The following is a 23988-nucleotide window of genomic DNA, read 5'->3' as shown; positions in this document are numbered from 1 at the left end:
ATTACACTGTTTGCACTTTTTTGTTTGCTACCAAAATTTTATCCAGTAAATAGTCCCTTCCCAAAATCTCCGAACAGGTTATTACCGCTCCAATAGTGACCCCTAAAATCCCATGCATATTCAAACTCTGGCCTGTAAACATCAAATTTTCAACCTTTGTTTTTGGGGAAATAAAAGATTGCATCGGCTTGTTTACATCTTTTACGTATCCATACATCGATCCTCTATTGGAAGCTATATAATCACGATAAGACAGTGGCGTTGACGTATAAACTTCTTCTATGCACTCGCGTATATTGGGAAATTTCTTTTCAAGTTCATCAATCACCTTTTCGGCCTTTTCGGCTTTGAATTCCTCATAACTTTGCCCTCTCTCATTTTTATGCGCAACAGTATTAAAGGTATTCTCCCAGGGTTGCATTTCTTCATATCTCATATAGGTCATAATGGCAATACTATCACCATATTCCTCATTATTTTTATGCACCCCCATGGACATCATATAACTTTCAGGCCAACTCTCTTCTGTGTAATTTTGAGTGTCCCAAATGTTATTGACATCCTTAAAAAAGTAATAATTTTTATTGTGATATTTGAAAGTATTGGGCTTTAACACCAAATAAACCGTGAAGGCTGCAATGGTACTTTCAATATTTTCGACCCTATTGGTGTAAGCCTTTCTAAACTTATCTTCTCCCACCATTTTAAGGGTCAATTTCGGTTCTATATTCGAAATGAACAAACCGCCTTTCACCTCAGCTCCATTGGTACAGATTACAGAGGCTATCTTACCGTCTTGATAGGTAAACTTTTCCACTTCATGATGCTTATACACCTCCCCGCCATGCTCCAAAAGTCTTCTCACCAAAAGTTTTGTTATTTGGCTTCCTCCATTCACACAACGATAGGAACTTTCAATAAATGAGTTCACAGATAAAGCATGTACATAAAAAGGCGTTTTTGTAGCATCGCCGGCATACAGATAGTTATTGCCAGACAACACAGCCCTTAAGGTTTCATTATAAGTTAAGGAATCTATATAATCTTTGGCTCCCAAATTAAAAATCTCGGCATCATCATAATACGCCTTCCCTCGTTGCAATGCATACAATGGAAACTTGGCACAAACTTCCCTTAATTTACTACAGTATTTCTTTATGGCAATGCCTTCCTCTGGAAACTGTTCCAAGAGCACCTTTTCGTAATTCCCATATCCCTGAGCATGCCTGTATTCCTTATCATCACCTTCGAACAAAATGACATCGAAACCGTCCTCATCCATCTTTTTCAGTTGGAGTTCGTCCATAATGCCAATATATTTGAAATATTGGTAAAGGTTCTGTCCCTCGCTTAAGCCTCCAATATAATGGACCCCCGTATCAAAAATCGTTTTGTTTCTTACGAAGGTTTGAAGATTACCTCCATATTGATTGTTTTTCTCTAGCACACAGACACTATAACCTTCCTTTGCCAAAATAATGGCAGACACCAATCCACCCAATCCACTACCTATAATGACAATATCATATGACTCTTTTAATTTCAAGCTGTAAAGGTTTTGTTTAGAATAACTAGATGCTTTTGTTCAAATTGTACTGTATAATTTTCTAGACTGCAAAATTCTTTAGTGCCCATATTCAAAAGTACGAGTTGAGTTCCTGTGAAATTTTTCAACAATTTCCTTAAATCATTTTCTGGATATCCCCCTGTGTTTAGGATACATGTATCAGCTGGTGCTTTTAATAATTCCTCCACCGACTCTACATAAGCTATCTTACTGTTGTTGTTACTAATATAACTACTTTTTAATATGTCACGCACATTTTTATCGGTAATACAGCTTATAATTTTTCGGTCTGGACTATCTAAAGATAAAAGAAAATCCAATTGTCCACAATTTTTTGATAAATGCAAGATTGTGGCACGTTTATCCACTTGATCTAGAATGGTTCTATAGATTTCAGCATTCACCTTCAAATCGCTTTTCACCTTGGTATACAAGTCTACTCCCTTATATTTAAAATCCTCCAAAACGATACTATGAAAATACTCCTTACCTTCCAATTGTTGTCTAAGAACCTCATATTCTGCCTTAAAATAGGCACTGATATTTTTAGTTTGCTCCCTCGTTGTCTTCCCAAAGTTATTTGCTCCATAAGGAATTCTAGGTAAAACCTTAAGGGTGATTTCTCCATCCTTAACAACAAAACTACCTTTTGGCAATACTTCTGAATTTCCATGAATGATAACAGGAACAACATCCAACTGAAATTGCTCTGCCAAATAAAAGGCACCTTTATGAAAACGCTTAATCTTATTGGTTCTTGATCTTGTGCCCTCAGGAAAGGCCATTAATGAATAGCCCTGATCTACTTTTTGCTTTAGGTGGGAAACCCCATTTTCGATACCGCTAGACACCGGATAAAACCCTGCCAATTGTACCGCTTTTCCAAAAATTGGCGAATTATATACCCAATCATTTACCAAAAAAATGATTTTTGGATGGAGCATCCCAATTACTAAAATATCCAAGAAAGAGGTATGGTTGGCAATAATTACCGCCTGTTTTTCAAAAGTTTCTTTACTTGGATTAATAATGGTTTTCTTTACAAAGGGATTGGTGTACAACACCGATTTCATGAACTTGGACACCACTTTATGGAACCATTTCATCTTCACTTTTTTACTCATAGGAATCAATGGCATAATGGCAACACTGTACAAAGACAACAACAAACCTCCCAAACCATAATACCCAAAAGAAACCACCGAATGCAACAATAAACGCAAATTAATTGGTCGCTTTGTTTTACTTCCTATAAACAACCAGAATAATGCCGGCTGAATGGTAAACGACACAATCATGGCCGATAAAATCCCGATAATGGAAACTACGGAAATAGTATATAATGCAGGGTGCTTGGCAAAAATCATCACGCCAACCCCCAAAATTGTTGTTATTACCGATAGTATTATGGAAGTTTTATAGGTCACCAGCATAGGCTCCCCCGTGCGGTATTGATGCAGTAATCCATTGGTGACAAAAATGCTATAATCAATCCCCAATCCAAAAATGAAAGACGAAATGATAATATTGAAAATATTGAACTGAACTCCAAAAAGTCCCATTAAACCTATAGTTAAAAACCATGTCAACATAATTGGTAACATGGTAACCAATGTAAGCGACACACTTCTATAAAATAGCAACAACAATAGTACTACTACCAAAAAACAGTAACCCAACAGGTTGTTGAAATCGTTTTTAAGATGTCCCAAAAACCGTTCGTTCATCTGTTGCCTATCAATAACCAATACATTAGGTTGGTTTCCAAAAACTCCAAGGACCTCCTCTACCTGCTCCTCATTTAACTTAACAAGAGAGGTTACGGTAGTAAAACCATTTTTGGAACTTATATAATCGTCAAAAGGAATAGTTTCAATTCCATGATATCCCTCTAGGGACAAAGGTTGAAAATCTGAATTCAAAAGCGCATAGAACTTATCAAAAGTAGCATCCTTAAACCCTAATGGTCTGCTGCTTTCAATAATATTATTTTCCACCTCATGAATCCTGGAATCATTCCAAAACACACGCCATTTATTGATTTTTGATTGTTGTTGTTCCTTAGATTGCACCAAAGCGCCCAAGGAGCTAAAATTAATAATGGAATTCTTTTCTTTTAAAGTGCTCAGCTTTTCAAACACCAAATCGTTGGCTGCAATAGCATCTTGAGGAGAATTTCCATAAGCCGCCAAGTACATGGATTTCGATGCAATATTGGTAAGCGTATCCAAACGTTTTTGAGCGGCCATTAATGCCGGTGGTTCATAATTAAGCTTGCTGATATCCTGATTAAATTCTACTTTCGAATAAGTGAATACGCTAATCACAAAGCCAATGGCCAAAAGAATAAAAGCCCACTTTTTACGATGCAAAGGAAACGATGCCAAAGTATCAATCCAAGTAGATTTTGTTGTATGTTTTTGTGATTCCTTATAAACCTGCGGAATAAAAATTAGCGCAAATACCGAAGCTCCCAAAACACTAATGGCCGCAAAAACGCCTAAATCCTGAAGGGCCTGCGATTTCACAAACAACAAGCACAAAAAGGCTAAGGCCGTGGTCAAGCTACTCATCAAAATAGGTTTCGTGATATCCTCGTACAAGGCTTTCACGTTACTATTGCTTCTGATATGTGTTAATACATGTAACGAATAATCCAAGGTCACCCCTAGAAGCACCGAGCCAATTCCCAAAGATACCGCTGATATTTTTTCCCTAATAAGGAACAAAACTGCAATGGCTACCAAACCTCCAAACAAAGTTGGTACAAAAAGTATGATAGGTAACCAAAGGCGCTTATAAAAAACAATCAGAATAATGAGCAGAACAGTCATGGCAATCCCAACCGTAAACTGAATATCATTCTTAATTTGTTTGGCGTTTTCAACAGCAATTAAAGCTCCTCCAAAATATTCACTCCGCACAGTTGTCTCCCTATACTCCAAATTCAACGTCTCTTGTAGACTGTATAATTTATCGGCAAACAAGGTATTTTGGGCAGTTTCACTCGAACTGAAATTTGGCGTGATAAATAATAACAGATGGTTTTGGTCTTTGCTGAGTAAAAATCCGTTGTACAGGGTAAAATCATCACCAAAACTCAATTGTCTTAGCTTATTCAGTCCCATAAAAGACAACCCTAAAGGATCCTTTAAAATGGTTTGCTTGGCAACAATCCCCGTTGGAGACACCAGAGTTTTATAGTTATTTTTAGTGATCTTCTCAATACTGTCCTTCTCCAATTTCCACTGAATGACGGCATAATCCTCATCGTCCAAAAACATTGGTAAATTTTGATAGACAAAATCTAAGGTTTGTAAAGCTTGTTCGTCCTCAACGTGTCCCTGAACATCCTTTATGTAAGGTAAAAAATTGGTATGAATGCTATCCAAAAACTGAGCACCATATTCTGTAAGCACTTCTACAGAACCAGAAGATTCCTTTGAAATATGGACAATGATTTTATCCGCAAAATTGACAGTTTGGAGTACCTTTTGAATATCGGAATCCTTTTCTTCAACAGGAATAAGTTTTGTAATGTCTTCTTCAAAGGTTATGTGACTTGCCAACCAAAATAGAGCAGAAACCAACAAAAGGATTCCAAAAAAACTGATGGTTTTTCTTTTGGCAATAATTTGGTATAGCCCGTAGAACACTTTAGCCATTCTTTAAAATCACTTTCTTTTTATCAACAATAGAAAAGAAAAGAAATCCCAATATTCCAAAAACACTGGACATCAGAGCGGCCAAAGCAAAACTCCCTACCAAATAAGCTTCCAGATGTTTGATCACACCAAAATTGGAGGTTACCTCATCCATAGAATACGAAAATTCCACTCCTAATAGATATTGACCAATTTTTGAGCTAGCATATAAAACAAAAGGGATAAAAGGAGGTAAACTTACATTAGAAAACGCAAAAGCAATGGCCTTGTTCAACTTCAAAAATATGGCAAGAAAAATAACCAATACAGTGTGAAATCCCCAAAATGGTGACAGCCCAATAAACACTCCAAGAGCTATGGACAAGGCTTTTTTACTTGGTGAATCATAACTCCCTAAAAAGTCTTCAACAAAAAAACGCTTAATCCCTTTTTTTTTAAGTTTTCTATAAACCTCCCTTGGTTTGATGTAGAAAATAGTCAAGAATACCAACCAAGTATTTAAGATGCTAATTCGGGTAAAATCCTTAAATGGTCTAAAGTGAGAAACGCGTTCACTTTCATCGTAAAGCACCTGAATAGGGACATTTTTCACTTCAACATCTCTCCAGGCAGCCTTAACAATCACTTCTATCTCAAATTCAAATTTGGTAGTATAAAAATTGAGCGCCTTTAAATGTTTCAAAGGATAAAGTCGAAAACCCGATTGCGTATCGTCCAATTTGATTCCCGTCTCAAACCAAAACCAAAAATTGGAAAATTTATTCCCAAAACTGCTCTTGGACGGCACCCCTTCTTGACTCATATTACGAGCGCCAATTAACAACAATTCACCTGTAGGATGTTCCTCCAAAGCTTCCAAAAACACAGGGATGTCACTCGGAAAATGCTGCCCGTCCGAATCAATCGTAATGGTATAGTCATACCCCAATTGGGCAGCTTTTTTAAACCCTTCCCTTAAAGCAACACCTTTCCCTTTGTTTTCCGTAAAATGTAAACATTGGATATTGGTATAGGACTGCAGTATAGTTCTTGTAGAATCAGTAGAGCCATCATTTACAATCAAAACCTCACCTGTATACTGCAAGACTCCATCGATGACTCTCTGTAGGGTGCGATGGTTATTGTATGTAGGCATCAACACACAAACCTTTAGGTCTTTGATTTTTTGTGGAATCAGGTCTGTATTCACTTAAATGAAGGCTTATTCTATTAGAGCTTCGAAATTACTGTTTTTTCTTCAGTTGTAAAGACTTTGGACTGCAAAATATAGGCCTTAATATGCCCTTTCAGGTTGGGAGAATCAATGGTTTCAAATTGATTTAAAATCATTGTTTTGTCTTCCTCGATATCTTCCTTGTATTTTAACAATTTAGGGGTATTCTCCTGAATTCCCAACCTCACAAAACGTGGCTCAATAGCACTAGGTGCCTTTTCGATGGCAAATTCAATAAAGGACACTCCTTCCATAAAACCTTCCTTTTTCTCCTTTATGGTTTGAGCCTGTCTAGCTTTTAAAGCAATGGCTGCGCCTTTATAAGCTACCAATGAAACATCATCATCTTTGGTAACCTCCAACATTGAATTATAAAATCCATCTACTTTGGCAGAGTCATGGGCTGCATCCTTGTAGGCTACGCGTACTTCTTTCAAATCCAAAGCTTGAAATAAGATAAATGCACCAACGAAAAGGAAGAGTATTTTCATGCTTACAAAACTTTAAATACCGAAGACAATTTAAGAGCCACGGTATCATTAAATTTGGTTACATTTTTAACTTTTACAGCATTGTCCTCCTCTGCAAAAGAAAGATCCAAATGCAAATCTGGTGTGACTTCAGGATTGATGATGGCCATAAACTTGACATTGCTGCAAGATTCCATAAACAACTTTTTGTTGATTATCTGCTCTGTCAATTCTTTTATAATCTGCATCATGCACACACCTGGCGTCACAGGGTTTCCTGGGAAATGCCCTTTGAACACCTCATGATCCTTGTTTATGGTAATTTTTGCTGTAGCAGATTGTTCTGCTACAGCTATTTCATTGACGGTATAAAAATCTTTTAATAGCATAAAAATTATTTAAAATTGAAAGCCACGCAAACAAACAGCGACATCAATATTAGGTGATTCATAATCTTGCTTGGTTATTTAATTGATTTGAGGTTAATTTTCAATTTTATATTGTGATGTATAATTTGAATCTGTTTTGCTGTTGATCCCTCTGCATCCCCAAACAAAAAATCAACTTTTCCTTTTCCTCCTTTTGCCCTGACAACTTTTTTCAACTGCTCATCTTCAAAAAAATAAAAATGGGGATACCTATCCAACATGGTCTCAAAAATAAGGAAATTATCTTGGCTATAGACACCCTCTACTTCCAATGGACTTTTAAGCAACACCCAAAAATCATCCCTTAAAACATTGATGAGCATTTTTCTATCCAATTCCTCCAAAATATAGTTCACAGAGAACTCCTCATTTTCAAAAGAGAAATCAAACAATTTATTGCCCATTTCTGTTGTAAAGGCAACTCTGTGCTTATTGTCACCAAGTTTTTTAACAATGAACAAACCTCCAAAAGTTTTGCCATACACCTCTATATTGGCCTTGTAAACATAATCTTTGGTTTCGTTGGAGAAATATAGATTTTCATTTGAAGGTTGCAAGGCATCCTTTTGAAATCCATTCCTTTTTGGATAAGAGCCGCAGGACACCAAAAAAAGTAACCCTAAACTAATGAGCAAACATCTTGTCATCCAATGGGGCATTTAAGACTTTATTACTGAACACAATTTTGGTATATTCGCCAGAAGGTTCTACCATTTTTACCTGAACAACATCGCCTTGTTCATTAAAAGTGATTTGAAATGTTTTGATGAATTTTGAAAACCGAGTATCCTTTGGTGCAAAATACACTTCATCATGATGATCAACCTTGAAATAGGAAATATCAAAAGCTTGGTCATCAAACATATCGCCTTTCACACTTTTAACGATAAGGGCATTTAATTCCTTAAACATTTTATTGGACCCCAGATCCACATTACTTTTTTTGCCTTCATCATCAATATAAAGTGTTTCATTTTTAAAGATAACCTGATATTTAAAAGGTTCTTCATAGGCCCATTTCAACAAGTCAGGTGATTTAAAGGCCATATTTCCCTTGGTCACAATATCCTCCGACAAGAAGTCCATATGTTTATATTGTGTAAAATCGCTCACTATGGAATTGGTCGTCAAAGCCAGGGCCTTTACTTTTTCTTTCAAAGCTTTCGCTTCGGACGAAGTCATTTTGGTTTGGGCCTGTACAGTTCCAACCACAAAAAATAAAATATATAATAGGTTACGCATAAGCTTTTATGTTACACAGCGAATCTACAGAGACAGATTCTAAGTTCTTTTGGCGTAAAAATAACAATAACTGTTCCAAAACCCTTACCGATTTTTCGCTGGTATCGTGCAAAAGAATGATATCTCCCCTTTTTAGTCCTTTGGTAATTCGCCTTAAAATTTGTGCTTCGCTTAATGAAGTGGTATCCAAAGAGCGCTTGTTCCATCCAATGGATTGCATTTCCAAAATTTTTAAGGCCTTGGCAATATTTGGATTAGTAATGCCAAATGCAGGACGGTATAGATTCAAGACTAATCCTGAATGCTTTTTGGCAACTGCATTAGTTTGCGACAACTCTGAAACCACCTTAGCAGTAGGTAAAAATCCAAAGCCATTGGTATGCGAGAATGTGTGGTTCCCCACAGTATGACCTTCATCCAAAATACGTTGGAAAATCTCTGGATATGAAGCAATGTGTTTGCCAATACAAAAAAACGTAGCCTTTGCTTTATGAGCCTCTAAAAGATCTAACACTCTGGGCGTAAATTCTGGATTTGGACCATCATCGAAAGTGATGGCAATTTGATTTCCGGATGTGTTCGAACAAAAATTAATTGAGGTAATGTGATAATTCCAACCTATAAATGCCGAACCCATGCCCATTACGGTTAACCACAACAGACCGAACACAAAAAACCACCAAATGGAAATTCCGTAAACAACCGAAATAATCAACAACCCTAAAAAAACAACAGCTGCCGTTATATTTACGGTTTTGAAGTTTAGCATTGCTCCACCAGGGTAAAACTATGATTCTCTCCTCGATATTGATTGTATAACAACACCTGTTTAATCTCCTTCACAGGAAAATCATTGAATCGTAAAACTTCAGGCAAAGTTTGGGTTTTTAACATCTTCGCGGTTACCCAAAACCCAAAAGATGAAGCTGTGTTGAATTCGCCGCACAAATGTTTGTAACACACTTGCGGTGTATTATGAAACAATCCATTTGCCAAAGTTTCATAATAGCCATCAAATTCTACATCGCCATTATTCCCGAGCACAACAACATCAATATCTTCAACCGACACACCATTGGCAGACAAAAACGCTTCTGCCTCATTGTTCAATTCAGATTTTGACAAGGTATTGAAAATGGAAACAGACTTTATCTTTCCATATGAATTCTCATTCCTTTCATTGGATAGCACAAAAAAATTGGCGCCTTCACCATAAATAGCTCCTTTGGTCTTTGACTGCAATACTTGCAAAACATCTTCTGCCTCCGGTTTTATATGACCAATTATTTTATGAAGCCCTGCAGTATACTCCCCTATTTCATCCACACCACCAATTAAAATATTTTGGGCTTCATCCAATTCCAACTGCAATTTGGCATCCATCAAGGCAGATTCAAAAGACACACTGGAATGCACATATGTAAAATTATAGCCTTTGCATTGCAGCTCCAGAGCAATTTGACCTCCTACCGTATTGTGAGTGGATTGTATAAAAGACGTTGGCGTAAGGTACTGTTCATTATTATCCAGAATCGCGCTGAGAAATTTCTCCGAATCTCTCAAACAGCCCATCCCTGTTCCTGTAATAATGGCATCTACTTCCTCCAAACCAGCGTCCTGAAGGGCTATTTTGGAAGCCACTACCCCCATCTTGATGCCCTTTGCCATCCTACGGGCAGCCGCAGGTGGGATATAATCCTTGTAGTTAGGATCTACTACGGGCAGTATTTGTTCTTGATAAGAGACCACCTCACTTAAAAACTCATTGTTATCATAAGTTTTTTGTGCTGAAATAGATCCTACACTGTTGATATATACATTTTTCATTAGGCTTCTTTTGAAAATATCACGGTGGAACAATTTCCGCCAAAACCAAACGAATTGGACATTACCGAACGTAATTCCTTAGATTTTAAACGTACCTCTGGACGAATATCAAAAGCTTCCATGGGCGTTTTAAAGTTTAGGTTGGGAAAAATCGTATTATGCTGAAGTGCCAGAATGGAATACACAGCTTCTATAGCTCCAGCAGCAGCCAAAGTATGGCCTGTATAAGCCTTGGTTGAACTGAATTCCGGAACGGCATCCCCAAAGACTCTTATAATGGCACGGCCTTCCGACAAATCGTTGTTTCCTGTGGCTGTACCATGGGCATTGATGTAATCTATATCCTTAGGTTCCAAGCCTGCTACCTCAAGCGCCTTTTCCATGGCTAAGGTTGCACCGTCCCCATACTCTGATGAGGCGGTTTGGTGAAAAGCATCGTTGGCATTCCCATAACCTTTTACGTATGCCAAAACCGGCTTATTTTCAGCTTTAACCACTGCATCCGATTCCAACACCAAATACGCTGCAGCCTCTCCCAAATTCAAGCCTTTACGGTGTTCATCAAAAGGTGTATTGTAAGTATCGGACAGAATCATCAAGGTTTTGAATCCATTAATGGTAAACTTCGACAGACAATCGGCTCCACCAACCACCACCCGGTCCAACTGCCCCGATTTAATCAATCTGGATCCAAACATTATGGCATTGGCAGCTGAAGAACATGCCGTACTAATAGTGGTTACCAACCCCTTATCGATGCCCAACTGTTCTGCAATTTTTTGGGTAGAATCACCTGCATGATGGCCATCAATATACTTTTGAACAGCTGTATTTGTTGGATATTCGTAATAATATTTTTCGGTCATATCCATTCCACCAACACTCGTAGCAGAAATCAAACCTGTCTTGTATTTGGTAATATCCGTTATGCCCGCACTGTTCACGGCCTGTTTGGCAGCTACGGCTCCAAGAAGAGCCGTACGGGAATAATTGTTTTCTGGAGACAGTCCCATTTGCGAAATGAACTCTTGGTTTGTAGTAGCAATTTCGCCAACCATGATGTCATCCTTATGGATAGTATCGATTTTGGAAATTCTGGAAATCCCTTTCTTTCCCGCAATCAAAGATTGGTAATTTTCATCCACATTGTTTCCAATGGCAGATACAATACCCATTCCAGTTATGGCTACCCCTTTCCCCATTAAATACGATTACTTGGTTCTGTTTTCTGAAATGTAGGCTGCCATGGTATTGATAGATTCAAAAATGGCTCGTCCTTCTTTTGGATCGGTAAGCTTAATTCCATAGTTTTTATCGAGCATCACAATCAATTCCAAGGCGTCGATTGAGTCCAACCCCAAACCATCGCCAAAAAGCATATCGTCATCTGCTATATCTGCAACAACCATATCCTCCAAATTTAATTGCTCTATAATGTTCTCTTTCAATTCTTGTTTTAAAGCTTCCATATTATGTATTGTATAATTTTAAAATTTGTTGATTTGTATGGGGTTTTCCTTCTTTTTCGGAAACCAAATACAAAAATGCCTCATAGCTATCGGAATCAAAATCTACCCATCCGCAAAGCACTTGATCTGCCTTTCCTGTTTCCAAGAGGTTAGATGCGGAAGTAAACAAATGATCGGCATTGATTCTGTCAAATATAAAAAAACTATTTTCAGAATACAGTTTATATTTAATACTAATCTCGCCTATGCAAATATTAGGCAGAGTGTACACAAACACCGCAGGACTAGGGTAATAATTATCTTTATCTTGAATGGAGGCTTGATGCGCTCTATCAGTATCCAAGCTAGAGGCTCTATTGGACAAGACTATAGCAATTTTGTTATCTGCCTCAAGATTTAAGTTTTCATTTTTAAGAAGTACCTCAGCTGTTAAAAAAGCCAATTTGCTCAAATTATCCATCTTAAAAAACTTGGGGTATTTCCCCCCTAATGCTTTATATGCTGCTTTGATGAATTCTGAAAATTCAGTATAGGAGCCTTCATAAAGATGTTGACCGTTCAAGGTTACCTTTCCTCCTCTTATGGAGGCATATGAACTTATATTAAATGAGGCATTCATGATTTTATTTCTTTTGGCAAACCAACATGGTATGGTATTCCCCTAAAGGTTTATCTTCTTTGACTACAAGACCTGCATTGTCTACAACTTCCAACAATTCTTTGGCCTGGTACATTTTACTATTGCCGTTGGCCAATACCGTAAAATACAATGAAGTAGCCTCTAGTATAAACTTGGCATTATCAAAACGTTGACGATCGGTAAAGGTCTCTACAATGATAAGTTCGGCATTCTTGTCCATGGCATTGGCACAGATGGACAAAATGTTTTCTATTTCTGATTTTGAAAAACAATCCAAAAATTGACACAACCATATAGTATCTGCTCCAGTTGGAATTTTAGGATCTTTGGAAAGCCAATCTATTTCATAGGCGGACACGCGATTCTGAACACCAGCATCTTCTGCATTGGCCATTGCTTTCGCCAATTGCCCAGGAAGATCTATCATGGTCACTTTTACATCGTTGTTGAATTTACTGCAACGAATGGAGAACTTACCTGTATTCGCACCTATATCAAATATATGCTTGCGTTCTTTGGAAAACAACATCTCCAAAGCTTCAGAAAAAATATCATCGGAATAATGATGATCAAATTCAAACCAAGCCTTTTGTTGTTGTGGCGTTAATTTAGACAAGCCTTCGTAAATGGTACTCCAACTCCCCAACTCCTTCAAACCTTCGGGCTTTCCAGTTTTAATGGCTTCATCTAAATGAAAAAGCCCCTTATAGCAAACATCTTGCGTAAAATTAATATTGACATTAACCGTTTCATTGTAAGTAAGAAAATATCCGGTCGTAGTCACTTCATAATTCCCCAATTCGTTTCTCTCCACAATATCTGAGCTTTCGGCAATTTCCAACAAGACCCCAACCCCATAAGCACTCAAAGACAACTCTTCCGCAATAGCTTCCAGAGAAATCCCTCCTTTTTTTCTATGTTGAAAAATTTTATCAAAGACCCCCAATTTACGAAGGGATACAACAGCTTGAAATACAAAGGGTGCAAAGGCAATTTTATGAGCTTCCTCGAGGGCGTCGATTGCTTTAATTGAATTGTTTGCCATAATCTAAGGTTTATTGAGCTAGTTTTTGAAAAATTACAGCCGTATTACAACCTCCAAATCCAGAAGCTGTTTTTAAAAAGGTCTGTATGTTATGTTGTCTTGTGTAATTTATAACATTTATTGGTTGGGTGACACCCATTGTTTCAAAACCTAAGGATTTATACAAGGTATTATTGTGTGCCGAATGCATCCCAATAATAGTTTCCAACAAACCTGAAGCTCCCAAAGTGTGCCCAAAATACCCCTTCAAACTGTTCAATGGTGCCTCCTGCAATCCCATCCTGTTAAAAGCAATGGCTTCCATTTCATCATTGAACAAAGTTGCCGTTCCATGGGCCGAGATATAATCTATCTCTTCTGGTTGAATTTTCGCCTCTCTAAATGCGGTTTGCATACTTCTATAAAGTCCTTCTCCCGTTCTAGATGGCCCTGAAATATGATTAGCGTCATTACAAGAGCCTTCCCCTAAAATCACCATAGCCTCATCTGGCAACCCAGCATCATCTTTTGTCACCAAAATACTCGCCGCTACTTCTCCTATATTGATGCCTTTTCGATGCTTGTCGTAGGGCTTACATAGTTCATGGCTCATAGCTTGAAAGGAATTGAATCCAGACAAGATAAACTCACTTACTACATCCCCACTTACCACAAATACATGGTCATATACATTTTGTTCAATATACCTTTTAGCAAGGGCAACCGATAAAATTCCAGACACACAGGCATTTGAAACAACAATGACATCGTTTTTAAATCCAAAGAATTCTTTTACATTTCTTCCCAGTTCACTTAAATAAGCTCTTTCCTTCGGAAATGGACTATTATCATCCAATACGTCAATATTGCCTTTGGTGGTTGAAATAATTAATCCAACACGTTCACCCAAAGCAATCTTGGAAGACTTGATAATCTTGTCCAAGGAAACAATCATCATCTGCTCTAACCGAGTGTATTTTTCCTTAGGTTTTAATTCCTGAAATGCCGATTGTAATTGTTCGGCATTCACCAAAGACGAAAAAAACGGCTCGGCGTGTAAGGTTTTATTTACAACCAAACCAAGCCCAGTAACTTCAGACTTGATCTTTTCAACCACCGATGCACTGTCAAAGCCTAAAGCCGAAACAATATTGTTATGTGACACATAAACCTTATTCATCCAGTAGCCCCACTTTTTGTTTCCATTCCATAAAAAATGGAGGAATGTTTAACGACAAATCTCCCTCGCCAATCTTATCTACAAACACCTGAATGGTTTCTCCTGTACATACCAATTGCTGGTTCTGGTTATATATTTCATAACGAAACACCATTTTAGCTGCAGGTGTATCCACATATATGGTTTTAACAGTGGCCACATCGCCATACTTCAGTGGCAGCTTATGGTCTGTACTAGATTTTACGATAGGTGTAGCATACCCATGCTCTTTTTGGTCCAAATATGAAATTCCGTGCTCTCTTCCGAAAGCTTCCCTTCCATCTTCAAAATACTGAATGTAATTGCCGTGCCACACAATGCCCAAGGGATCAGTTTCCACAAAGCGCACTCTCACCTCACTCACGTGCACAATTTCTTTCTGTTTAGACAGCATTTTTCTTTTCATTATAAACAATGGCAATTATGGTAGTTAAAATAAAAAATATAAAAAGTAATGTTATTTCTGGAACAATATCCATCAAGCTGGCCTGACGCAAAAACACGTCATAAAAAGCATTCAACCCCCAATTCATAGGAGAAATATTGGACAATACCTGCATGAACTTAGGCATGATAAACACTGGCACCCAAACACCTCCCACTGCGGCCAATATCACAACAAAGGTCGCCCCAAAAGGAGCCGATTGTTCTTGGGTTTTCGCTAAGGTCCCCAACAACAAACCTAAGCCAATTGCAGCCAAACCGGAGAAAATAGCCACTACAAACAACAAGGGCAAACGTCCAGACACATCCAATGCTGGAAGCCCCATGGCAGGGAACACATACACCCCAACCAACAACATCAACACAAATTGAATGAGGCAAACCAACAAATACAAAATGGTTTTTCCCCCTAATACCGTAGCATAGGAAACAGGATTGGTTCGTAATCGCACAAAAGTTCCCTGGCTCTTTTCCTTGACCATATTGATGGACAGAGGAACAATGATAAAAAAGATGGCGAACAAGGTCCAGGCGGGGACATTGTGTTGTACCGAATTTGGCAACACATCCCGTCCTTCAATCTTTGGCAGAATTTCCGTAAATGTGATAAAATTTTCGGTTTCAAAAATGGCTTCCTCAGGGTTGTCCGAAATCTGCTCTTGAAATGCTTTGTAAATAGATTGTGTCTCTATTTTTGAAATCATTTTATCAATCCCATTTTTTACCGAACTTTTAAAAGACTGTTGGGTGGCAGGATCGAAATATAGCTTCACTTCTTTATTTTCCACATCAGGCTTTGGCAAGGAATCGGCTTCTTCTCCCATCACTTTCGCCATGATTCCATCCACATTATTGCTGATTTTTTGATGCAAATCCTCTGTCAATTTCTCGGGGATGATTACAGCCAATTGATACTCGCCTTTGGACACCAAGTTTTTGGCTTCCTCTTCGGTTTGCTTTTCAATAACCTCAAAAGAATTGGAATCTTCCAAACCTTCCAACATGGTTTTTGCTACGTCACCATGATCGTTATCCACAATCAAAATTGGAATCTTAATATCCTTTACCGTTTGAAAGGTGCTATCTTGAATCAAGGTGATAGTAATGATAAGCACCAGGGGCATGACAAACAAAATGGCCACCCCTCCCATATCTCTGATGAGCAACAAAAACTCTTTATATGTGCTTGCCCATAATTTATGCATGGTCCCGAAGTGCTTTTCCCGTTAAACTTAAAAATACATCCTCAAGGCTATGAGCGCCTTCGTTAGTATGAATTAAATGTGCAGGCTCTCCTTCTACTATAATTTTCCCATGGTCTATAATGGCCACTTTAGTACAGAAGTTTTCAGCTTCATTAAGGTGATGCGACGTGTAAATAATTGTGGTGCCTTTGGCATTAAGCTCTTGAAGAAACTGAATAATGACATTTTTGGATTGCACATCCACACCAACTGTTGGCTCATCCAAAAACAATACTTTTGGTTCGTGAAGAATGCTTGCAATCAAGTTTACGCGACGCTTCATACCGCCCGAAAAAGTCTCGATTCGTTTATTAGCGAATTTCCCCAAGCCCAAATGCTCTAAAAAATTAGTGATTTTATCATGCAATTCCTTTCCTTTTAACCCATACATACTTCCAAAATATTGAAGATTTTCAAAGGCGGTCAAGGAAGGATACAAGGCATATTCCTGAGGAACAATACCTATCAATTGCTTTAATTTTCTTTTGTTTTCTTTATAGGTTAAATCATCAATTGAGAACGTCCCCGAAGTAGGTTTTATTAAGGCACATAACATGGAAATCAACGTAGTTTTTCCCGCTCCATTGGGCCCCAGAAGACCAAAAATTTCTCTTTCAGCAATGTGCAAATCCAAGTCAAGAACCGAATAATTATCGGCTCCTTTGTACTTTTTGGATATGTGCTGGATAGAAATCATTTGATCTAAATAGCTTTTTTTAATTTTTTAAAGAATGTTTCTTCTCTATCTGCAATATGCTCCAACTGTGTAGCTACTTTTACATAAGCGTCCACTTGGGCACTTCGATTTTTATAAATTCTGGAGGCTTCCAATGCAAAATCCCGCCATAAATCGCCTATTTCGGTAATTTCTTTGGAAAGCACTTCCAATTCTGGATTGTTCAAAATGCCACTTGCTTCCTGTAAAAATGCCCCATAGATATATCTAAAGCCTCCACCTCCAGTACCAATCTCTTCCTGCATTCTAACAATTTGGCCTAAATAGTGATTGGCAAGTTTTACACCCTTGGTTTTTGGCCATTTTTTAATGAGCCTTGCCGTATAGCGAATACCTTTTACACCAATAAGCGGCATAGGTGCCAACATATCTTTACAAGTATGCTTGATGCCTTTCACAATGGCACTTTCAATCTCCAGTTTTTCAGGAAAATCTACAGGATAATAGATTTGACCTTTGGGGGCAAAAGCTCCTTTGGCAAACCGAACCTTTTCAAGTTCCCTATCGGTTAAGGTAGTAACGGTTTCCATAACAGGATCACTAATCAAATAGGTTTGATCTTCCTTTCCATAAACCACCAAATTATGGGCATTGAAATGAAAGCGGTAATCATCCGGAAAATACACGAGGTTATACACCCCTACCTGTAATCCTACTGGATTGTTATTGTTCAGGTTTTCATCTAATCTTACCTTTGCCAACTTTGGATCCTTAAATTTTTCACGTTTAATTTTAATACCAACGCGCTTGGCAAAGCGTTTGAAAATAATCCCAGGTAAGGCGCGGTAAGTAAAGGCCGGTGCATGATTTACCTTTATAAAAGGCACATAACAAAAAAACAACCCCGAACCAATACCAAAGGCAAGAGGTTCACTGATATCGAACCCGTGATACCTCATCAAATTAGAGATCACACCATTTTCACAATGTGCCGATTGTTGGTGCTTAAATTCAATTTTCATCTGGGATATTATTTTTTATCTCTGGAGTTTTGTATAATGCAATATCTTTCAATGTTTCCACGGATACATCAAACACCTCGGCATACCGCTGTAACATTTTATTGGAAAGCCCCTGAAACACCTTAGGTTTAAAGTGACGTTTCACACGCCATTGCCAAAGCCCAACATAACTGGCCAAAATGGATAGGTCCATTTTATGGGATTCCATATAAAACTCTATAGGACTTGTTTGATTGTTAAGAACACGTTCTTTGGCATTCGAAATCCGATTTTGAATTTCCTCAATGGCATTATTCAAGGCAATTGTCTTTGGATCCCAACCAGAACTTAAGGCCGTCGTATATTTACCATCTTCTCCAACGGCATAGCACAGTTCCTTTTGGTTTGTAGACTGAATGTTACTTTCATCCTGGGGTACCTCTTCCTTTTTCATGACCTCTACTCTGTTTCTTGAATAAACAAATTCATTTCACAAATTAGCAGTGTATTCTCTCCTTGGCAAACACTACATTCAAAAGTGCAAATGCTATAATTATCGGAATCAAATCTAGATCTTAGAACAGCCTCCGAAACAATGGTTTCTCCAACTTTTGGGCACTCAAAAATTATTACCTTTTTAATAGCACTAATAAAGCCAATCAGTTTATTTTCTGGCTTCGCTTCTTCTTGGTTGGTATAATAACTTTTCCCTACAATGGCCGAACAGGTTTGAGCAGCATGCTCTACCATCCCTACTTCACTAAAAACGCCCTGTTCAACAAAAATATTCTCAGGCTTGATTTCAAAAGACGTAGACACATGCTCATCACTGATTGAAAGCACATAATCTACCATCAGGAATGGCGGCCTGTGCGGCAAAAATTGAGAAATATCCAAAGCCTTAAAAACCTCCATTAGCCCGCAATAACCGTTTTCATTTCACCTGAGGCAATTTCCTCTCCTTCGGCATTATATACTTTTACATTCACCATGGTCACTCCCATAATTTCATGTAAAATCATGGCTTTTGTAGTAACGGTATCACCTACCACTGGCAACTTTTTTATGCTCGTTTTCTTAATGGAACCAATATATCCCGTTGGCGCTTCTTCTCCTCTGCGATAATAATCATAGCCCGTATGCAAGGCTACCGTTTGCGCCATGTTTTCCACCAAGCCAGGTTCTGTAAACCCTCCTTGAACCGTCATGATATTATCTTTCAAAATAGTAAAAGACGATACAACCTCTGTTTTAGAAAATTCTTTAAGCGCATCTACCATCACAAAGGGATGTCGTTGTGGAATCAATGGCAATACATCGGTAATTGGAAACTCGTTTTCAACCATATTAACACACTGTTAAAAATGCATATGCATATGAAAAACGGGCGCTCTCTGGAACCGACAATAAAATCTTGTCGCCTTTTTTCAGTTTTCCAGAATTGACCAATTCATCTAACATAATATAAATAGAAGCCGATCCTACATTCCCAACGGTCGCCAAATTGGTAAACCAATTGTCCATCGGAATATGGACCCCATTGGCTTTCATTTGTTCGTATAAGGAATCTTTAAAATAATAAGAAGAAATATGCGGAAGGAAATAATCGATATCCTCTGGTGCTAAACTATGTTTATCCAAGGCCAATTTCAAGCTGTCTACTCCCTTCTTAAGAATGTGTTGATCCAATAATTTCACATCTTGCTTCGCAGCAAAAATGGATTGCTGACTCCACTCCTCAGAATGATATTCACTCCATCCCTTTAAGGACCCGTCCGTCATTTTATCACCGCCAGCATACATGCAAGCTTCCAATTCAAAAGCATACGAATATCCTTCCATCCACTCTATACGCAAAGGGCAATTTCCCTTCGGCTCATTCTCCAACAAAAAAGCTCCAGCGCCGTCAGACAGCATCCATCTCAAAAAATCCTTATTGAAAGCAATAATGGGCTTTTCCTCGAGCTCCTTTAAATGTTCAATTTCGCTAGTATAAATGGTAGCCCTAAACCATGAAGACGTTCGTTCAGACCCTGAACAAACCGCATTATCGGTCTGCCCTGACTTCACAGACAAAAAACCATACTTAAGGGCATTCATTCCAGAACAACAAGCTCCAGAAGGCGAATTGATTTCAGCATTCCCTCCCTTAAGAGCTCCATGTACCATAGAAGCATGGGATGGTAAAATTTGATCTGGACTGGAGGTACCGCAAGACAAAAGTTCAATTTCTTCAGCCGGAAAATTTTCATCACATAAATTTAAGATAGCCTCTTTGGCCAACTCTGCATTATTGTGCGTCACATTTCCCTCATCGTCCAACGCGTAATACCTTGTCTTTATTTGGTTGTTTCTCAAAACTAGTCGGCGTCCCTTGGATGGCACCCCATTAATTTCTCCTAATTTTGCCTCCATTTCATCATTGCTGATAGGGCGGTTAGGCAAAAAATTTGATGTTTTAGTTATGTAAACTTCTTTCATATATTAACTAGGGCCTTCTTATATTATGAAACAGATGAAAAATACACCTTGTCTCTCTTTATCTTCCCATATAGAGGAAGATAGCTTAACAAAAATAGAATAAAAACAACAGGGGCAATAATCCAAATGGCAAATAATAGGTAATATTTAAAAATTTTAATCCAAAAAGGGCGCTTGGATGAATCCTTATTTGATTTGTTTTGAATAAGGTTTGCCCACTTAGAAAACAACACATTGGCACGTTGGTCTGCCACCACCAAAAATGGTTTGATCATAACTGCGCCTTTTGCAAGTAGACCTTCCTGAAGACTTGAATATTCGTCTACTTTCAAAGCATTGGAAATAACAGTTCCAAATCTTTCAGACTCTTCTATATCCTTCTGGGACACGCCAGGTTTTGGAAAAATTCCAAGATAGCGCTTCTTTTCTCCGGTAAACATCCATTTTACGATAGTGATGACACTTACGTGATTAATATGTCTATCTACCAAAACAATATTCCCCACCAACTCTGCATTAATGGCTTTTAATTTCTCTTTAACTTTCTCTTGGGCCATCACCCACATATTTCTACAACCTATAACCGTCACTACCTTGGCATTGGCCAACAACTGTTTTCCTTCCTCACTTTCCAAAAATGAATTAGCAGGAATGGAAGGCGTCAAATACCAAACACTATACCCAAAAATCACTAAGTCATAATCAGTTTTTTTTATAGACAGTGGAATTGGCTTTATTTTTTGTGGAATTTGTAAAAAAGACTCAGGGAAGGCATCCAGAAACTTATTTTTTGGCCACGGAAACGGAAACGGTGTCTCCATTTCAATTTCCAAAAAGTCCACATGATGTCCTTCCGAAATTAAAGGAGCACTAATATTATTGACAATTTCTGTAAGTTGACCCGATTGGGAATAGTGTATTACGAGGACTTTTTTCAAAAATTAATTTTTTCTGTAATTACGGAATAATTAATCAAAAAAAAAATCAAGTTTAGGATTCATTTTCGGTTTTCCAAAAATCGAAGTAATTGAACCATTGTAAGGGATACTTTTCAAGAATCCAGGTCACGCTTTTGGTATATTCATCCAACAAACCAACAGCATCCCTATGCTTGGATTGTGCTTTCCGTGTATACAAATGGTAATGTTTGTTGGTTTCCTTCATAACATACACAAACAAAACCGGCACACGCAATCTTGACGCCAGCACAAAGGGTCCTGCCGGAAATTGTGCAATTTCCCCAAGCAACTCATGCTCCATAAATTTAGCCCCCTTTACATACCTATCGCCAGTAATGCAAACCAATTCGTTTCGAGCCAAGGCCGCATTAATTTCGAAAATATGGGAAAGATCCTCTTGAATCAAGATGAGCTTAATATTGGATTTTACCGTAACGCTTTCCAAATATTCCTTGATGGCAGTGTGTTCTACATCTGTGGTCAACAAATTGATGGAGGCACAATCTTCCAGTTCTCCAAAAAAGTGTTCGGCGATTTCAAAATTACCCACATGGGCACTGATTAAAATCCCACCTTGTTTCTTTTTAAGCGCCTCATCCAAAAGCTCAACCCCATCAAATTGATAAGTAAAATAGTCTTTTAGACCTGAAGAAATAGCCACCTTATCAATGATGGTCTTTCCAAATACATAGTAATTTCTATAAATACAAAGGATACTCTTCCAAAATGAGTACCCTCTTCTTTTTCTAAAATAATAGTAGATGGATTTTGAACTGTCCAATGCAAACAGACAGTAATAGGCAGCTACAAAATAAAGAATAAAATAGGCAGAGCGCACCCCGAATTTCTGCATAAAGAACACAAAAATTCTATATCCAAAAACGGTGCCTCTGGATTTACCCTCCCATTCGGTAGCCATAAAATTTTAACGTAAAATGCTTAGCTTAATTTTCGTTCAATAAGATTATAAAAATCTTGCAGTGTCACTACGCCAATGAAGTCTTCGCCGACAAGTTTTACTCCGAAGTTAGATTCTATAGCCACAACCAAGTCCACAAAATCCAAACTATCCAGCTCTAAGGTTTCTTTTAAGTTAGCTTCTGCGGAAATGTCATCCTCCTCCACTTCAAACTCGTCAATAAGAAAGTTGTTTATCTTATCAATGATAACTTCTTTATCCATTATCTCTCGCTTATTTTTTAATTATTAATGCTGAATTTGTCCCTCCAAATCCAAAAGAATTGGACAAAAATACATCAAATTTTTTATCTATCGTTTCCGCCACCAAATTTAATTTTGACGCCGCTTCATCAGGTTCACCAAGGTTTATATTGGGCGCTATAAAGTCATTTTGCATCATCAAAATAGAATAGATCACCTCACTAGCCCCTGCCATCCAACACTCATGTCCTGTCATGGATTTTGTAGAACTTACATAAGGCCCATTTTCACCAAAAACAGACAAGATAGCCTTTGCTTCATTAGCATCTCCAACCGGAGTTGAGGTAGCATGGGCATTAACATATTGAATATCCTCAACCTTAATCGCTGCCTGTTCAATAGCCATTTTCATGGCTCGGGCAGGCCCTGCTACATTAGGAGTTGAAATATGGTCTCCATTGGAAGAAAATCCATACCCCAAAACTTCGCCATAGATTGTAGCACCTCGCTTCATGGCAGATTCATAAGTTTCCAAAACCAAAGTCGCAGCACCTCCACTAGGCACAAGTCCGTCCCTATCTTTATCAAATGGCCGCGATGCCTTTTGAGGCTCGTCAGTATGTACTGAAAATACACCCAAACCATCAAAACTTGCCATGGCCATTTTGTTGATTTCCTGCGCGCCTCCACAAATAATGCAGTCCTGCATACCACTTTTTATCAAATGATAAGCCATCCCGATGGAATGCGAACCACTGGCACAAGCGGCACTCACGGTAAAATTCACCCCCTTCAATTTAAAGATGGTAGACAAGTTCATGGTTACCGAAGAGTTCATCCCTTGGAAAATGGCTCCAGACCCTACCAAAGTAGTATCTTTCTTTTCCCTAATTTTATCTACAGACTCAATAACCGACTTGGCGGTACTATCATTTCCGTACAAAATCCCGACTTCATTTTGATCCAAAAAGTCCTGTTCGATTTTGGCATTCTTCAAGGCTTCTAAAGTAGCTATATAAGCATATTCCCCTTCTTCCCCCAAACTAATACGCTGACGGCGCGAAAGCAAGCCTTTTAAGTTTGGTTGAGAAACCATTCCCGTTAACGGAGATCTGTAACCGAAGTCAATACGGTCTTCATCTACAACAATACCTGATTTCCCCTTATAAAGAGCCTCCCTGACCTGTTCTAAATTTTCCCCAATACAGGAGTAAATTCCCATTCCCGTAATTACAACTCTTCTCATCCAAAACCAAAA

Annotated in this window: 26 protein-coding genes; all 26 read right to left on the bottom strand. The window is 38.2% G+C overall.

Going from position 1 to position 23988, the window contains the following annotated elements:
* Position 1: 1 nt before the first annotated feature.
* Positions 2 to 1546, bottom strand: coding sequence for an NAD(P)/FAD-dependent oxidoreductase (locus BKM32_RS06975; RefSeq protein ID WP_076663180.1), 1545 nt, complete (start codon positions 1544 to 1546; stop codon positions 2 to 4).
* Complete coding sequence (locus BKM32_RS06970; RefSeq protein ID WP_076663179.1) at positions 1543 to 5232, bottom strand: 1-acyl-sn-glycerol-3-phosphate acyltransferase; 3690 nt, start codon at positions 5230 to 5232, stop codon at positions 1543 to 1545. Before BKM32_RS06970 ends, BKM32_RS06975 begins: the two co-directional genes overlap by 4 nt.
* Positions 5225 to 6367 carry a DUF2062 domain-containing protein gene (locus tag BKM32_RS06965; RefSeq protein WP_083702131.1) on the bottom strand — a complete coding sequence of 381 codons (1143 nt, stop codon included), beginning with the start codon at positions 6365 to 6367 and terminating at the stop codon, positions 5225 to 5227. Before BKM32_RS06965 ends, BKM32_RS06970 begins: the two co-directional genes overlap by 8 nt.
* A 74-nt stretch (positions 6368 to 6441) precedes the next feature.
* Positions 6442 to 6936 (bottom strand): hypothetical protein, encoded by a 495-nt coding sequence (locus BKM32_RS06960; protein WP_076663177.1) that lies wholly within the window; start codon positions 6934 to 6936, stop codon positions 6442 to 6444.
* A 2-nt stretch (positions 6937 to 6938) separates the two neighbouring features.
* Entirely contained in the window at positions 6939 to 7304 is a 366-nt protein-coding gene (locus BKM32_RS06955) for a 3-hydroxyacyl-ACP dehydratase (RefSeq protein ID WP_076663176.1), read from the bottom strand.
* 74 nt (positions 7305 to 7378) lie between these two features.
* Positions 7379 to 7990 (bottom strand): hypothetical protein, encoded by a 612-nt coding sequence (locus BKM32_RS06950; RefSeq protein ID WP_083702124.1) that lies wholly within the window; start codon positions 7988 to 7990, stop codon positions 7379 to 7381.
* Complete coding sequence (locus BKM32_RS06945) at positions 7968 to 8585, bottom strand: outer membrane lipoprotein carrier protein LolA (protein ID WP_076663174.1); 618 nt, start codon at positions 8583 to 8585, stop codon at positions 7968 to 7970. The genes BKM32_RS06950 and BKM32_RS06945 overlap by 23 nt, the downstream gene beginning before the upstream one ends.
* A complete protein-coding gene (locus tag BKM32_RS06940; protein ID WP_076663173.1) occupies positions 8578 to 9354 on the bottom strand; it encodes a polysaccharide deacetylase family protein in 777 nt (258 codons plus the stop codon). The genes BKM32_RS06945 and BKM32_RS06940 overlap by 8 nt, the downstream gene beginning before the upstream one ends.
* Positions 9348 to 10412, bottom strand: coding sequence for a beta-ketoacyl synthase N-terminal-like domain-containing protein (locus BKM32_RS06935; protein WP_076663172.1), 1065 nt, complete (start codon positions 10410 to 10412; stop codon positions 9348 to 9350). The genes BKM32_RS06940 and BKM32_RS06935 overlap by 7 nt, the downstream gene beginning before the upstream one ends.
* Positions 10412 to 11614: a beta-ketoacyl-[acyl-carrier-protein] synthase family protein gene (locus BKM32_RS06930; RefSeq protein WP_076663171.1), complete on the bottom strand. Its 1203-nt coding sequence runs from the start codon at positions 11612 to 11614 to the stop codon at positions 10412 to 10414. The genes BKM32_RS06935 and BKM32_RS06930 overlap by 1 nt, the downstream gene beginning before the upstream one ends.
* Positions 11615 to 11623: 9 nt before the next feature.
* Entirely contained in the window at positions 11624 to 11881 is a 258-nt protein-coding gene (locus BKM32_RS06925) for a phosphopantetheine-binding protein (protein WP_053978220.1), read from the bottom strand.
* Between the two features lies 1 nt (position 11882).
* Positions 11883 to 12500, bottom strand: a complete 618-nt coding sequence (locus BKM32_RS06920) for a 3-oxoacyl-ACP synthase (RefSeq protein ID WP_076663170.1) — start codon at positions 12498 to 12500, stop codon at positions 11883 to 11885.
* Positions 12501 to 12504: 4 nt separating this feature from the next.
* Positions 12505 to 13566, bottom strand: a complete 1062-nt coding sequence (locus BKM32_RS06915) for a class I SAM-dependent methyltransferase (RefSeq protein ID WP_076663169.1) — start codon at positions 13564 to 13566, stop codon at positions 12505 to 12507.
* Between the two features lie 10 nt (positions 13567 to 13576).
* Positions 13577 to 14725, bottom strand: a complete 1149-nt coding sequence (locus BKM32_RS06910) for a beta-ketoacyl synthase N-terminal-like domain-containing protein (RefSeq protein ID WP_076663168.1) — start codon at positions 14723 to 14725, stop codon at positions 13577 to 13579.
* Positions 14718 to 15170: a thioesterase family protein gene (locus tag BKM32_RS06905; protein WP_123812082.1), complete on the bottom strand. Its 453-nt coding sequence runs from the start codon at positions 15168 to 15170 to the stop codon at positions 14718 to 14720. The genes BKM32_RS06910 and BKM32_RS06905 overlap by 8 nt, the downstream gene beginning before the upstream one ends.
* Positions 15148 to 16413 (bottom strand): ABC transporter permease, encoded by a 1266-nt coding sequence (locus BKM32_RS06900; RefSeq protein ID WP_076663167.1) that lies wholly within the window; start codon positions 16411 to 16413, stop codon positions 15148 to 15150. The genes BKM32_RS06905 and BKM32_RS06900 overlap by 23 nt, the downstream gene beginning before the upstream one ends.
* The gene (locus tag BKM32_RS06895; RefSeq protein ID WP_076663166.1) at positions 16406 to 17149 is read right to left on the bottom strand and encodes an ABC transporter ATP-binding protein; all 744 of its coding nucleotides are present in this window, start codon (positions 17147 to 17149) and stop codon (positions 16406 to 16408) included. Before BKM32_RS06895 ends, BKM32_RS06900 begins: the two co-directional genes overlap by 8 nt.
* Before the next feature lie 5 nt (positions 17150 to 17154).
* On the bottom strand, positions 17155 to 18150 hold the full coding sequence (locus BKM32_RS06890) for a BtrH N-terminal domain-containing protein (protein WP_076663165.1): 996 nt from the start codon (positions 18148 to 18150) through the stop codon (positions 17155 to 17157).
* Positions 18140 to 18583, bottom strand: coding sequence for a hypothetical protein (locus tag BKM32_RS06885; protein WP_076663164.1), 444 nt, complete (start codon positions 18581 to 18583; stop codon positions 18140 to 18142). The genes BKM32_RS06890 and BKM32_RS06885 overlap by 11 nt, the downstream gene beginning before the upstream one ends.
* Before the next feature lie 5 nt (positions 18584 to 18588).
* A complete protein-coding gene (locus BKM32_RS06880; RefSeq protein WP_076663163.1) occupies positions 18589 to 19044 on the bottom strand; it encodes an ABC transporter permease in 456 nt (151 codons plus the stop codon).
* Positions 19044 to 19475, bottom strand: coding sequence for a hypothetical protein (locus BKM32_RS06875; protein WP_076663162.1), 432 nt, complete (start codon positions 19473 to 19475; stop codon positions 19044 to 19046). Before BKM32_RS06875 ends, BKM32_RS06880 begins: the two co-directional genes overlap by 1 nt.
* A 1-nt stretch (position 19476) precedes the next feature.
* Positions 19477 to 20610, bottom strand: a complete 1134-nt coding sequence (locus BKM32_RS06870) for a beta-ketoacyl-ACP synthase III (RefSeq protein ID WP_076663161.1) — start codon at positions 20608 to 20610, stop codon at positions 19477 to 19479.
* Between the two features lie 23 nt (positions 20611 to 20633).
* The gene (locus BKM32_RS06865; RefSeq protein ID WP_076663160.1) at positions 20634 to 21548 is read right to left on the bottom strand and encodes a flavodoxin family protein; all 915 of its coding nucleotides are present in this window, start codon (positions 21546 to 21548) and stop codon (positions 20634 to 20636) included.
* 52 nt (positions 21549 to 21600) lie between these two features.
* Positions 21601 to 22488 carry a lipid A biosynthesis acyltransferase gene (locus BKM32_RS06860; protein ID WP_076663159.1) on the bottom strand — a complete coding sequence of 296 codons (888 nt, stop codon included), beginning with the start codon at positions 22486 to 22488 and terminating at the stop codon, positions 21601 to 21603.
* Between the two features lie 20 nt (positions 22489 to 22508).
* Positions 22509 to 22751 (bottom strand): phosphopantetheine-binding protein, encoded by a 243-nt coding sequence (locus BKM32_RS06855; RefSeq protein WP_076663158.1) that lies wholly within the window; start codon positions 22749 to 22751, stop codon positions 22509 to 22511.
* A gap of 10 nt (positions 22752 to 22761) precedes the next feature.
* On the bottom strand, positions 22762 to 23976 hold the full coding sequence (locus tag BKM32_RS06850; protein ID WP_076663157.1) for a beta-ketoacyl synthase: 1215 nt from the start codon (positions 23974 to 23976) through the stop codon (positions 22762 to 22764).
* Positions 23977 to 23988: the final 12 nt, after the last annotated feature.

The organism is Mangrovimonas sp. DI 80, assembly GCF_001975575.1.
In the GTDB taxonomy this organism is placed as follows: domain Bacteria; phylum Bacteroidota; class Bacteroidia; order Flavobacteriales; family Flavobacteriaceae; genus Mangrovimonas_A; species Mangrovimonas_A xylaniphaga.
The sequence above is the reverse complement of the archived record's forward strand: the minus strand, read 5'-3'. Positions and strand labels throughout refer to the sequence as shown.

Bases quoted from the DNA above. Each gene is read 5' to 3' on its own strand.
- BKM32_RS06970 (WP_076663179.1), bottom strand. From the start codon at position 5,232: ATGGCTAAAGTGTTCTACGGGCTATACCAAATTATTGCCAAAAGAAAA.
- BKM32_RS06965 (WP_083702131.1), bottom strand. From the start codon at position 6,367: ATGCCTACATACAATAACCATCGCACCCTACAGAGAGTCATCGATGGA.
- BKM32_RS06960 (WP_076663177.1), bottom strand. From the start codon at position 6,936: ATGAAAATACTCTTCCTTTTCGTTGGTGCATTTATCTTATTTCAAGCT.
- BKM32_RS06955 (WP_076663176.1), bottom strand. From the start codon at position 7,304: ATGCTATTAAAAGATTTTTATACCGTCAATGAAATAGCTGTAGCAGAA.
- BKM32_RS06950 (WP_083702124.1), bottom strand. From the start codon at position 7,990: ATGACAAGATGTTTGCTCATTAGTTTAGGGTTACTTTTTTTGGTGTCC.
- BKM32_RS06945 (WP_076663174.1), bottom strand. From the start codon at position 8,585: ATGCGTAACCTATTATATATTTTATTTTTTGTGGTTGGAACTGTACAG.
- BKM32_RS06940 (WP_076663173.1), bottom strand. From the start codon at position 9,354: ATGCTAAACTTCAAAACCGTAAATATAACGGCAGCTGTTGTTTTTTTA.
- BKM32_RS06935 (WP_076663172.1), bottom strand. From the start codon at position 10,412: ATGAAAAATGTATATATCAACAGTGTAGGATCTATTTCAGCACAAAAA.
- BKM32_RS06930 (WP_076663171.1), bottom strand. From the start codon at position 11,614: ATGGGGAAAGGGGTAGCCATAACTGGAATGGGTATTGTATCTGCCATT.
- BKM32_RS06925 (WP_053978220.1), bottom strand. From the start codon at position 11,881: ATGGAAGCTTTAAAACAAGAATTGAAAGAGAACATTATAGAGCAATTA.
- BKM32_RS06920 (WP_076663170.1), bottom strand. From the start codon at position 12,500: ATGAATGCCTCATTTAATATAAGTTCATATGCCTCCATAAGAGGAGGA.
- BKM32_RS06915 (WP_076663169.1), bottom strand. From the start codon at position 13,566: ATGGCAAACAATTCAATTAAAGCAATCGACGCCCTCGAGGAAGCTCAT.
- BKM32_RS06910 (WP_076663168.1), bottom strand. From the start codon at position 14,725: ATGAATAAGGTTTATGTGTCACATAACAATATTGTTTCGGCTTTAGGC.
- BKM32_RS06905 (WP_123812082.1), bottom strand. From the start codon at position 15,170: ATGAAAAGAAAAATGCTGTCTAAACAGAAAGAAATTGTGCACGTGAGT.
- BKM32_RS06900 (WP_076663167.1), bottom strand. From the start codon at position 16,413: ATGCATAAATTATGGGCAAGCACATATAAAGAGTTTTTGTTGCTCATC.
- BKM32_RS06895 (WP_076663166.1), bottom strand. From the start codon at position 17,149: ATGATTTCTATCCAGCACATATCCAAAAAGTACAAAGGAGCCGATAAT.
- BKM32_RS06890 (WP_076663165.1), bottom strand. From the start codon at position 18,150: ATGAAAATTGAATTTAAGCACCAACAATCGGCACATTGTGAAAATGGT.
- BKM32_RS06885 (WP_076663164.1), bottom strand. From the start codon at position 18,583: ATGAAAAAGGAAGAGGTACCCCAGGATGAAAGTAACATTCAGTCTACA.
- BKM32_RS06880 (WP_076663163.1), bottom strand. From the start codon at position 19,044: ATGGAGGTTTTTAAGGCTTTGGATATTTCTCAATTTTTGCCGCACAGG.
- BKM32_RS06875 (WP_076663162.1), bottom strand. From the start codon at position 19,475: ATGGTTGAAAACGAGTTTCCAATTACCGATGTATTGCCATTGATTCCA.
- BKM32_RS06870 (WP_076663161.1), bottom strand. From the start codon at position 20,610: ATGAAAGAAGTTTACATAACTAAAACATCAAATTTTTTGCCTAACCGC.
- BKM32_RS06860 (WP_076663159.1), bottom strand. From the start codon at position 22,488: ATGGCTACCGAATGGGAGGGTAAATCCAGAGGCACCGTTTTTGGATAT.
- BKM32_RS06855 (WP_076663158.1), bottom strand. From the start codon at position 22,751: ATGGATAAAGAAGTTATCATTGATAAGATAAACAACTTTCTTATTGAC.
- BKM32_RS06850 (WP_076663157.1), bottom strand. From the start codon at position 23,976: ATGAGAAGAGTTGTAATTACGGGAATGGGAATTTACTCCTGTATTGGG.